General features: G+C 58.5%; 7 protein-coding genes. 5 read left to right on the top strand and 2 right to left on the bottom strand.

The features are described 5' to 3' along the window. Positions 1–505: ABC transporter substrate-binding protein (locus tag MP439_10855; GenBank protein MCI2976552.1), on the top strand; the 505-nt coding region annotated here is incomplete at its 5' end. A gap of 227 nt (positions 506–732) precedes the next feature. Here the strand turns inward: MP439_10855 and dnaE are convergent. Next, on the bottom strand, positions 733–4293 hold the full coding sequence (gene dnaE, locus MP439_10850; protein ID MCI2976551.1) for a DNA polymerase III subunit alpha: 3561 nt from the start codon (positions 4291–4293) through the stop codon (positions 733–735). Between the two features lie 172 nt (positions 4294–4465). Here dnaE and MP439_10845 point away from each other — a divergent pair, with 172 nt between their 5' ends. Both MP439_10845 and MP439_10840 read left to right on the top strand, forming a co-directional pair. Then, positions 4466–5578 (top strand): NDMA-dependent alcohol dehydrogenase, encoded by a 1113-nt coding sequence (locus tag MP439_10845; protein ID MCI2976550.1) that lies wholly within the window; start codon positions 4466–4468, stop codon positions 5576–5578. A 715-nt stretch (positions 5579–6293) separates the two neighbouring features. Continuing rightward, positions 6294–6737 (top strand): DUF1707 domain-containing protein, encoded by a 444-nt coding sequence (locus MP439_10840; protein ID MCI2976549.1) that lies wholly within the window; start codon positions 6294–6296, stop codon positions 6735–6737. Between the two features lie 212 nt (positions 6738–6949). On the opposite strand, the gene MP439_10835 is transcribed toward MP439_10840, so the two are convergent. Further along, a complete protein-coding gene (locus MP439_10835) occupies positions 6950–7537 on the bottom strand; it encodes a peroxidase-related enzyme (GenBank protein MCI2976548.1) in 588 nt (195 codons plus the stop codon). 2004 nt (positions 7538–9541) lie between these two features. Between MP439_10835 and MP439_10830 the strand changes: the two genes are divergently transcribed. Together MP439_10830 and MP439_10825 are read left to right on the top strand one after the other, a co-directional pair. Continuing rightward, a complete protein-coding gene (locus MP439_10830; GenBank protein ID MCI2976547.1) occupies positions 9542–10399 on the top strand; it encodes a hypothetical protein in 858 nt (285 codons plus the stop codon). Positions 10400–10448: 49 nt separating this feature from the next. Next, on the top strand, positions 10449–11092 hold a 644-nt coding region (locus MP439_10825; GenBank protein MCI2976546.1), incomplete at its 3' end, for a class F sortase.

The raw sequence follows: 11092 nt of genomic DNA, 5'->3' as shown, positions 1-11092 counted from the left end.
GGGCTTGGCGCTGAATTTGAACCTCCAGTACGCCTCGGGGAACACCTCGGTGACCCAGGAGATGGACGCCTATCAGTCAGCGGCCAAGCAGGCGGGTATCACCATCAACCTGAGTTCGGCGACCTTTGATACGGTGATCGGCAACGCCACACAGTGCACCCCCAGTCAGGCTGCCTGTAAGTGGGAGATGGAGAACTGGGCTGGTGGCTGGGAGTACAGCCCGGACAACTATCCAACCGGAGGTGAGATCTTCGGTGCGGGTGCTGGATCTAATTACGGTAGTTACTACAGCTCCGAAGCCAACACCCTGATCGCGGCGACCCATACGTCGTCTAACCCACAGGCGGCTCTCGATGCCTACCAGAACTACATGGTCAAGAACCTGCCGGTGGTCTATCAGCCATCGGGTGACTATGCGATCTCGTTGATCTCGAGCAAGCTCCATGGCGTTACCCAGAATCCGTATCTCAATCTCACACCTGAGAACTGGTACTTCACCAAGTAACAAGCATCGATCCGTCTCGATCCGTCTTGTAGTCACGCAGCCCGTGGCTCAAATGAAGTACTGTGGAGTCAGAATGCGTGTCGGGGCTGGGGGCGTCGTTGCTGGGGCGTGTCAGCATCGAAGCAACTTGTGACCGAAATGGTTCTGTCGCCGTGATTTTGAATGTGATGGTGCTGCTCGATCGTGTGTTACTGGTTACTGGCGCGCGGTGCCGGAGTTCGGCAAGGTCACACAAATGCCACACGATCTCCGAAGCTGCTCCGTAGATGCCCGATCAGGTTGTTGTCGATCGGGATTGAGATGTCTTCGACCAAGAAGCGCATCGACCCGATCTGGAGCATGACGGGATGCGAGCCCTCATGGGCCTCGAGGACCTGGCGGAGCCGTTCGAGTTCGCTGCGACTCGCAAGCTCAGCGGGCATGACGAGCGTGGCGATCTCGGCCCCGTTGACGTATTGGGGCTGGGCCAACTCAACGACCTCGATGGACATCGCGGCGATCTTGGGGCGCTCTTCCTTGGTGTCGAGACGTCCTTGGATCTTTAAGATGGTGTCTTGGACGAGGAGCTGCCCGTATTCGGCCATGGTCTTTGGAAAGACCATCACCTCGATCGCACCGCGAAGATCCTCGAGGGTGATCGTCCCCATGAGCTCACCCTTCTTGGTGTGACGCTTGGTAAGGGTGGTGGCGACGCCGACGACTGTTACCGATTGGTTGGTACCGGTCTCGGCAAGCTCGAGGACCTCCCAAACCTTGAGGGCTGCGATCTTGGCGAGCTGCTCATCGAGCCCGGCGAGGGGGTGCGAGCTTACGTAGAGGCCGAGCATCTCGCGTTCGGCCTTCAAGAGGACATCCTTGGGCCACTCGTCGGTGCTGGCGTTGATGTCGAGGGTCACGACGCCGGCGGCGACGTCGACGGGATCCTCAAAGAGTGAAAAGACGCCACGGTCGCGCTCGCGACGCTTGTCGAGTGCCTGGTCGATGACGCTCTCATGGATCTGGGCGAGCCCTTTGCGTGTATAGCCGAGGCTATCGAAGGCACCACCCTTGATGAGGGATTCGATGGTACGCTTGTTCAACACGACCGGGTCAACGCGGAGGCAGAAGTCGCCAAAGTCCGCGAAAGGACCGTTGGCCTCGCGCTCTGAGACGATCATCGACACCAGCCCTTCGCCGACGTTCCTGATGGCCGCCAACCCGAAGAGGATCTTCTCGCGATCGCCCTCCTTGACGACGACGAAGTCTGCCATGGAGTGGTTGATGTCAGGCACGAGGACCAAGATGGCGTGTGCACTCGCCTCGGCGAGGTACAGGGCGGTCTTGTCCTTGTCATCTTTGACGGAGGTCAAGAGGGCGGCGAGGTACTGGGTTGGGTAGTTCGCCTTCAGGTACGCGGTCTGATAGGCGATGAGGCCATAGCCATAGGAGTGTGATTTGTTAAAGGCGTAGTCGGCGAAAGGCTCGATGATGTTGAACAGCTCGGTGCCGATCTCCTCCCCATAGCCGGTGTCGATACATCCCTTGACAAACTTCTCGCGCTCGGCGGCGATGAGCTCACGGATCTTCTTACCGCAGGCCTTGCGGAGGTTGTCGGCTTCGGCCAAGCTGTAGCCGGCGAACTTTTGGGCAACACGCATGACCGACTCTTGGTAGATCATCAGCCCATAGGTATCCGAGAGCAACTCCTCAAGATCTGGGTGCAGGTAGGTGATCTGCTTGCGCCCGTTCTTGCGGTCGGCATAGTCGTTGTGCATGTTCGCCGCCATCGGACCCGGTCGATACAGGGCCGTGAGGGCGGCGATGTCGTCGAAGCGGGTCGGTGCGAGCGAGCGAACCAGGGCGCGCATCGGCGTACCTTCAAGTTGGAAGACGCCGATCGTGTCGGCCTCGCGCAGCATGGCATAGGTCGCGTCATCGTCAAGCGGGATCCCCTCGAGGGTGATCTCGACGCCACGCGACTCTCGTATCAGCTCAATGGCGCGGTCCAGCACCGAGAGGGTGCGAAGCCCGAGGAAGTCCATCTTCAACAGGCCGAGCTCTTCGACTCCGTGCATCTCGTATTGGGTGACCATCGGAGCGAGGGTGGGATCCTGTCCCGGGTCAGGCTTGCGTTGGATCGGTAGGTAGGTGGTGAGTGGCTCGTTGGTAATGACCACGGCGGCGGCGTGGATGCCGTCTTGTCGTCGCAGACCCTCAAGCCCCTTGGCGACGTCGACCACCGCCCGTACTTCCGGGTCGGTCTCGACCATCTCACGCAGTTCGGCTGCGGCCTGATAGCCGTCCTCGAAGCCGGGTTTGAGCGCGAGACAGGCGGCAAGCGGGGTGTCGCGACCCATCACCAGCGGTGGCATGACCTTGGCAATCCGATCACCGACGGCATAGGGGAGCCCCAGTACACGGGCGGCATCTCGGACGGCTGCACGAGCTTTGATGGTCGAGAAGGTGACGATCTGGGCGACGTGATCGGCTCCATAGCGACGACCGGCATAGCGGATCATCTCAGACCGGTAGCGCTCGTCAAAGTCCATGTCGATGTCGGGCATCTGGGTGCGGCCGGGGTTCAAGAAGCGTTCGAACAACAGGTCGTAGCGGATCGGATCGAGGTCGACGATTCGCAGGCAGTAAGCCACGACCGACCCAGCTGCTGACCCTCGCCCTGGACCGACCCGAATCTTGGCCTCAACCGCATGACGGATGAGGTCCCAGACGACGAGAAAATAGCCCGAGAACCCCATCTCGGCGATGACGGCAAGTTCGTAGTCGATTCGGGCACGGGTGCGTTCGTCGATCTCGGCCCCGTAGCGCTCGTTGGCGCCGGCTTCGGTGAGGTGCCGCAGGTAGATGGTGGCGGACTGGTTGTAGTCGCTGGCCTGGAACTCCTCGGGAATCGGGATCTCGGGCAGCTGGGGTGAGCCGAACTCGATGGTCACGTTGCACCGCTCACCGATGACTAACGTGTTGTCACAGGCCTCTGGTAGGTCACGGAAGAGCTCTCGCATCTCGGCGGCGGTCTTGACGTAGTGCTCTGAGCCATCGAACTTGAAGCGATTCTCGTCGTTTAAGGTGGCCCCGGTCTGGATGCACAAGAGTGCATCATGGGCCATGTGGTCTTCGCGGTTCACGTAGTGCGAGTCGTTGGTGGCCACCAGTGGCGCCCCAATCCGACGCGCGAGGTCGATCAACAAGGGATTGGTACGACGCTGCTCGGCGAGCCCATGGTCTTGGAGCTCGACAAAGAGGCTGTCCTTGCCGAAGATGTCCTGCAGGCGGCCTGCGATGGCCGTAGCCTCGTCGGTATCACCCCTAAGGAGCTGCTGGAGCACGAGCCCACCCAGGCACCCGGTAGTGGCGATCAGACCCTCGTGATGCTCTTGGAGCAACTCCCAATCCATGCGTGGTTTGTAGTAGTAGCCCTCAAGAAAGGCTCGCGAGGAGAGCTGGATCAGGTTGTTGTAGCCGACATTATTTTCGGCCAACAGGACGAGGTGATAGTAGAGCTTCTCTCCGCTGTCACCGTCGCCACCGGTGTCATCGATACGGCCACGACGTGTGGGTCGATCGCGTCGGGATTGGGCGGCCATGTAGGCCTCGATCCCGATGATCGGGTTGATGCCACGGGCTCGGGCTCCCTTATAGAAGTCGAGCACGCCGTACATGTTGCCATGGTCAGTGATCGCGATCGCTGGTTGTTGATCTTGACTGACCTTATCGAGCAGGTCGTTGATTCTGGCGGCGCCATCGAGCATCGAGTACTCGGTGTGGGTGTGGAGGTGGACGAATGATTGCATGTGCACTCCAGATTAGTGAGGGATGTCCGACCGATTCGTCGAGGCGCGAGAATCTTTTGGTGACCACACAAGTGATGGAATTTTTGCTAGGCTTGGGTCGGTACGAGACGCTTGGGAACAGTTCCAAACGGTTACACCGTTCTAAACGGTTACATACAAGGGGGAATCGTCAATGAAGATGCCGGCTGCAGTGTTGTGGGAGCCAAAGTCACCGTGGAGCGTGGAGGAGGTGGAGCTGGCGGATCCATTGGCCAACGAGGTTCGGGTCAAGTTGGTGGCATCGGGCCTTTGCCACTCCGATGAGCACCTCATCACAGGGGATCTCCCCGCGCCACTGCCGATCGTCGGTGGTCACGAAGGTTCCGGAATTGTCGAGGCGGTTGGTCCCGGGGTGACCTCGGTTACAGAGGGCGATCACGTGGTCCTCTCCTTCATTCCAGCCTGTGGTGTCTGTGATATGTGCTCCACCGGGCATCAGAACCTGTGTGTGCTGGGTGCACACCTCGTGTCGGGAGTTGAGTTGGCCGGTGGCCAGCGGATCACGGCACGAGGGCAAGGGGTGGGGACCTTTTGCTTGTTGGGCACCTTCGCACCCTATGTGGTCGCCCACGAGTCCTCGGTCGTCAAGATCAACGACTCGATCCCGTTGCAGTCGGCGGCGCTCGTTGGTTGTGGCGTCACCACCGGTGTCGGCTCAGCCATCAACACGGCAAAGATCCAACCAGGCGATACCGTCGCGGTCGTTGGGGTTGGCGGTATCGGTATGAACGCGGTGCAAGGAGCACGACTTGCGGGTGCTGGGATGATCATCGCGATCGACCCCAACGCCTGGAAGCGCAACCGAGCCTATGAGTTCGGCGCGACCCATGACGCACCTTCGATGGCCGAAGCCAAGGAGATGATCAACGACCTCTCGTGGGGGACGATGGCGAATGCAGCGATCATGACTCCCGGGGTGGTTGAAGGTTCGATGATGGCCGATGCGCTGGCCCTGGTGGGCAAGAACGGTCGGGTTGTCGTCACCGGGTTGGCAAGTGCGTACGAGACCGAGGTCGCCATGTCACTGCTCGACCTGACGTTGTACCAAAAGAGCGTGTATGGATCACTCTTCGGTTCGGCGAACCCACGGGCTGATATTCCTCGCCTCCTCTCCTGGTTCGAGCGGGGTGACCTCAAACTCGACGAGCTGGTTACCAAGACCTACTCCTTGGAGGAGATCAACCAGGGGTACGCCGACATGCGTGATGGAGCCAACATCCGCGGGATGGTGCTCTACGACGCCTGATAGGCACGGACACTGGGGTAGCAGAGTTGGCTGAGACCACACCTCATTAGCTCTGTCGGCCCGGTCACCCGTTTTGGATCCGGGATGGGGGTTCTCATCGAGGTGAATCGTGGGTCGGCGTCGATGAACCGCGGTTGATTGGTACGCAGCGGTTCTCGCGCGCCTGTCATCTTTCAGTTCTGGTATCGTATCTACCGGTTCTGGTGTCCCGATAGGGACATCTCAATTCGATAGAGCGCACGAGGCAGAACTCTTGGATGGTAAGGGAGTGCCGAGGGTTCCGGGGTCGATGTGGGCAACATGTGGGTCGCGAGGTGGGGTTCTCTGATTGTATGAGAGGTGCGTTTTGATCGCCACGGGAGACGATTGAGCTCACGATCGTGTACTCGGGTGATTGGGACATCTCCTTTTACAAGTCGGAGTGGGCCGTCCCTCTGTGGTCGCGCCATGTGCAGTCCGAGATCTCCCTGGCGTCGTCGAATCCCTGAGGTTGCCAACGCCGGAGCGTGTTCATACGGATCGTACCTACAGACTGCGTTCGTCGACAAGGTGGTCATCGAGCCCTGGCTCACCGGCAGATGGCCTTTGGTGATCGTGACTAGAGATATGGGAGGCTGGCCCGCTAGAGCGACCATGAGCACAAAGCTAAGACAATGGCGGTGATGGTTTTGTTCGATTCCGTCGTTGTTTGCACGAGATGTACTAGAGTTGGACTATGGCAATCGATCCAATGCACATTCGGAACTCCGCGAGTGATCGAGAGCGCGTGGAGGCACTTCTTCGACGAGGGTTCGAGGACGGAAGGCTGGACCAGACTGAGTTCTCAGACCGTCTGGAGCGTGTACACACCACCGTTAACTATGCGGACTTGGTAGCGCTTGTCGAGGACCTCCCGTATGAGCATGCCTTTCTCTATCAGCATGCGTTTCCTCATCAGACGGCTGAGCCCGAACAAGCGCATCAGCCGATCCGACGTCCTCACTCGAGGTCGGTGCTGATCGCGTTCTTTGCCTTCTTCATCTTGGCCAGCGCTGCGCCGGCCATTGGCCCGTTCTTCATCTTTGCTGGCTTGATCTTCTTGCTGGTAGCGCTGCCACGGCGTCGTCGGCGGATGATGGCGCGCTATCAGGACCGCGAGCGATACCGCATCGGTTGGTAAACACCCTTGGCTGCCACTTCCCGTAGAGGCTTCGTGGCGTATGTCTTCACACAACCTTTTGCCTGGGTGCATCGGCGCTGTTGCTGGCGCAATTCCATGGTGTGAGCTGGTGGCGGTCGCGAGATCAAGAGCTGTCGGTTCTCTTTGATCGAAGTCTGTGATTTGGACGAGGGCTTCTGCGTCTGAGGTGGTGCCGTTGAATGCTTCCCGGTTTATTGCGGTAACGGGCGGTCTCGTCCCATCGTGTAGAACTCGGGGTTGGGCATGATCTTGGCAAAGCCAGCCAGCCGGTTGGAGAGGGCGAAGAACGATGCAATAGACCCGATGTGCCAGATATCCTCATCGGTGAGATCAAGGGCATAAAGCGGCGTGAAGTCTGACGGCTTCACCGTCTGTGGGTGGAGTGATACCTGATGGGCGAACCGCAGGATCGCCTTCTCCCGATCTGAGAGTTCTGCGCGTTCGAAGTCGATTGCGATCTGGTCGGAGCGATAGGGGTGCTTGGACCGGATGCGATAGATTGCACCGTGGGCGATGACGCAGTATGTGCAGCCATTGGCCGCCGACGTGGCAACGACGATCATCTCGCGCTCTGCCTTCGAGAGACCGCTATCGCCCTCCATGAGGGCATCGTGATAGGCAAAGAAGGCGCGAAACTCATCCGGAAAGTACGAGAGCGTAGCGAAAACGTTGGGTAAGAACCCAGATTTCTCACGAACAGTGTCGATGCGCTCAGCGATATCGGGATCGAGGTCGGTGGCTGGCTCGGTGATGTCGAACCAAAACGGGACTTGGGTCATGGCTTATTCCTCCTATTAAGTAGCCTATCGAGGTCTTGGGTCTGGTGCCAAGCGTGCCGGCGCCAGCGACGTTCTCATCAGATGGTAATGAGCGCCGTCTCAGGGTGAATCACTGTGCAGGCCCTTTGGATGTTGGGTGAAAACCATACGAGGATCTTGTCATCTGCACGCTTGCGGTGTGTTGCGGTAGGTAGTGACGGTAGTAGAGCGGCAGAGCCAGAGGATCGGCAATGCGGCGTGTGATTGTCGCTTTGCATGCAGTTCTGTGGGTGTCTTGGCATGATGTTGGTCAGGTGACACCTGTTCAGGTTGGATGATAGAGATACATAGGTCGTGTGGTTTTGATCCGAAACCGCGCACTGCACCGGTCGAAAAGGGGAACGCAGTTGCCGCAAGGTGTACAAGGAGCGGGGAGATTAAATGTGCTCGACTCGCAAGACGGTCATGTCGGTCGGTTGCGAGTCAACGAGATGCTGATCAAAGGCTGTCCTCTACACGTCGTTCCTCGGTCATGATCGCTGACATTGCGTCGGCGGCACCACAGTGGAGCGTGTTGGAGACATCACCTTGATCGGTGCTCCGGTCGGCAACTTGTGCCGTGTACTTCTCGTGCCATGGTGAGGGCGAAATGACCGGAGGGTGGACTTGGTGGTGGCACCCGATCTGGTTCGGCAACGAATGATCGGCTCGGCTCTCGGCCCGGGCATCGATCGCGTGTGGTCGCGACGGATTTGTGAGACTGGGATCCATGCTCTGAAGGTTACGGCGATGTGACATTGGGGAGTGTCTGATGTTACAACTCGGATGCTTGAACGGTGGGCCAAAATTAGGTTGCTGGAACCAGCGACGCGTGGTGTTAACGACCGCTCAGCAGATATTCTTTAGAAATTTCGCGGAAAATCTTTAAAAATCGATGAAACTCGTGTGGTCGTTGATCGATGCTGGGTTCAGCATCACCCTGGGGTTCCATCGAACAGAGGAGTTCAGACCGGGTGGGCACTGGAGGGTTGGATGATGGCAGGATCGCATCGGCGCAAGCGGACGACTTGGCGCACACTTGTTGTGACCTCTTCGATTGCGGCGCTCACCACTGGTGGCATGATAGCGGGTTACGGTCTTGTGACCACCCAGGTAGCTTTAGCAGCTTCAACGACGGGTGCCACCTCCAATGCAGGCAGTACCAGCACTCCCACGTCCGTTAGCGAGAAGATCGTTAGTTGCATACCGGCTAACGGAACGAGCTCAAACTCAACCGACCCATCGATATGCTGGTTCAACTTCGGCTCGTACATAAGTCCGCCGGTACCTCCCCCAGTCGAGTTTGCGGCTTCGCTTGGGTCTCTCTCCAGTACTCAGGATACTAGAGCCCAGGATTTCGACTCCACACCGGACGGCACTACGTCGTACCGCGAGACCCTGCCCGATCGAGATATAGTCACGTTTACGTTGCAATACGTTCCGACTGTTTCAAAGCAAGGCATTAATAATGTGACTTTTTACACTGACCCGGAGGTGAAGGCGGTTGCCTCCCCTGTGCCCTACTCCAAGGCTGCCTTCGGGCGCTATGCTTACGAGGGCATCCCAGGTGACCCGATCCTCTATTCCCAGCAATGTACTTTTTTACCGGAGTCCCCTAGTTCTGCGGGATGCTCGTCCTCCGCCAGTTATGGACCCGCAAGATGGAAGTTCGTGTTGTCCAACATCCAAGTATTCAGTGCTGACGACCGCCCGATCACCAACTTCACCATGGTGGCTGCCGATGGTGAGAGCACGAATGCGGGAGAGTCAGTGGAGTTTACGACTAATGGAGGATCCTGGAGCCCGGTAGGCAACATGGTTCCGGCGAGGGGGCGCTCGACTTTAAGACTTGATCACACCTGTAGTGGCAACAGTGACTACGTGTCAGGAAATTCTTTCACACAAACTTCTTTCAATAATCTTCTCAGTTCCGGGGATCAAGTTGTGAGCTGCCTTGGCAAATCGTCGAAAAAAGTTGGTGACCTCGTGGTTTCGTCGACTTTTCCGTCTGTTACTCCGTCTGTTACGTCGCCCTCGGATGCGACGATTACTGGCATTGATTCCCTGCAGGCTTACCCCGATGAACAAGGCATGGCGTTTGGGATCGAGTCGCCCACGACAACGCCGACTCCAACTCCAACTCCAACTCCAACTCCAACTCCAACTCCAACTCCAACTCCTATCACCACCCCCGCCACGGTCGTCACCCCCGGCCTCTCCCTCACCAAGGTCGAAGCCCCAGGCTCTCCCAACCCAATCACCAAGGCAGGCCAGATTATCACCTATGACTTTGATGCAACTAACACCGGTAACACGACCCTAGACAACTTGGCCATCACCGATACCCAATCGGTCCCAGGTGAAGCACTCTCAGGTCCAATCTCGTGCCCGGTGACATCCCTTGCCCCTGGTGCCTCGGTAACCTGTACCGGAACCTACGTGGTCACCAGTGCTGATATCGCCAACGGTGAGGTCAACGATACGGCAACAGCGACAGCGACGACAACAACGGGAGCCAGTGTCAAGAGCAACACCGCCACCCTCACGATCCTGGTCTCCGCGCCTACCACCGCACCATCGAGTGTCACCCCAACGACCAAGACCGCGACCGTGACGCCCTCGACTAAGACCGTGACGCCCTCGACCAAGACCGTCACCCCAACGACCAAGTCGACGTCAACACCGGCCCCGGTCAAGCTCATCACCGGCCCCCCAGCACCCCCATCCACCACCACGAGTGACCTCCCACTTGGTCTGGCCATCGTAGGAATCGGACTCGGTGGCCTTGGCTATGTGGTCATCGAACGCAAGCGACACAACGGACACAACAATGAGGCTGCATAAGAGCTCACGCTCCAAGCACTCAAGACAAAGGAACCCCAAAGGGCGAGGAATGAAGCTCCTCGCCCTTGGGGCAACGTTAGCCATCATCACCGGAGGCATCCTCACCTATGAGGGTATCCACAACTCAGAGGCCGCCAAGATCAACCGCCTCACCACCAAAGATCACCAACGTGCAAGACGCCTCGCAGTCCAGACAACCAACACCCCTAAACCCTCCACCAACCCCATAACCCTTGTCCCCTTCACCCCAACCGTGCAAGGACAGGTCGCTACCATCTCTATCCCAGCCCTTGACATCTCGGCCCCCGTCCTCTCAGAGAGCCCCGTCAACGGAGCCCTCACCATCCCCCCAGATGTCCACAACGTCGGCTGGGATTCCCAAACCCCAACCCCAGGCAACCCTGGTGTCACCCTTTTGGCCGGACACGTCAACTGGGTAGGCCAAGGAGAGGGAGCCCTTGGCGAGATCGGCCAACTGGTCCCCGGTGACCAAGTGATCCTCAACTGGGGTGGACACCAGAGCACCTGGCAAATCACCACCAAGCCAACGCTCTCACCCAACACCGTTGCTCACCCTGAGCTCTTTACCAACCAAGGCACACCAACCCTGGCCCTTGTCACCTGCGGTGGCCCCTTCACCGAGATCCCTGGTGTGGGTGGCTCCTATGCCGACAACGTCATCGTGGAGGCGAG

The organism is Ferrimicrobium sp. (assembly GCA_022690815.1).
Taxonomy (GTDB): Bacteria; Actinomycetota; Acidimicrobiia; order Acidimicrobiales; family Acidimicrobiaceae; genus Ferrimicrobium.
The sequence above is the reverse complement of the archived record's forward strand: the minus strand, read 5'-3'. Positions and strand labels throughout refer to the sequence as shown.

Excerpts from the sequence above, each read along its gene's own strand:
- dnaE (MCI2976551.1), bottom strand. The coding sequence starts at position 4,293 with ATGCAATCATTCGTCCACCTCCACACCCACACCGAGTACTCGATGCTC.
- MP439_10845 (MCI2976550.1), top strand. The coding sequence starts at position 4,466 with ATGAAGATGCCGGCTGCAGTGTTGTGGGAGCCAAAGTCACCGTGGAGC.
- MP439_10840 (MCI2976549.1), top strand. The coding sequence starts at position 6,294 with ATGGCAATCGATCCAATGCACATTCGGAACTCCGCGAGTGATCGAGAG.
- MP439_10835 (MCI2976548.1), bottom strand. The coding sequence starts at position 7,537 with ATGACCCAAGTCCCGTTTTGGTTCGACATCACCGAGCCAGCCACCGAC.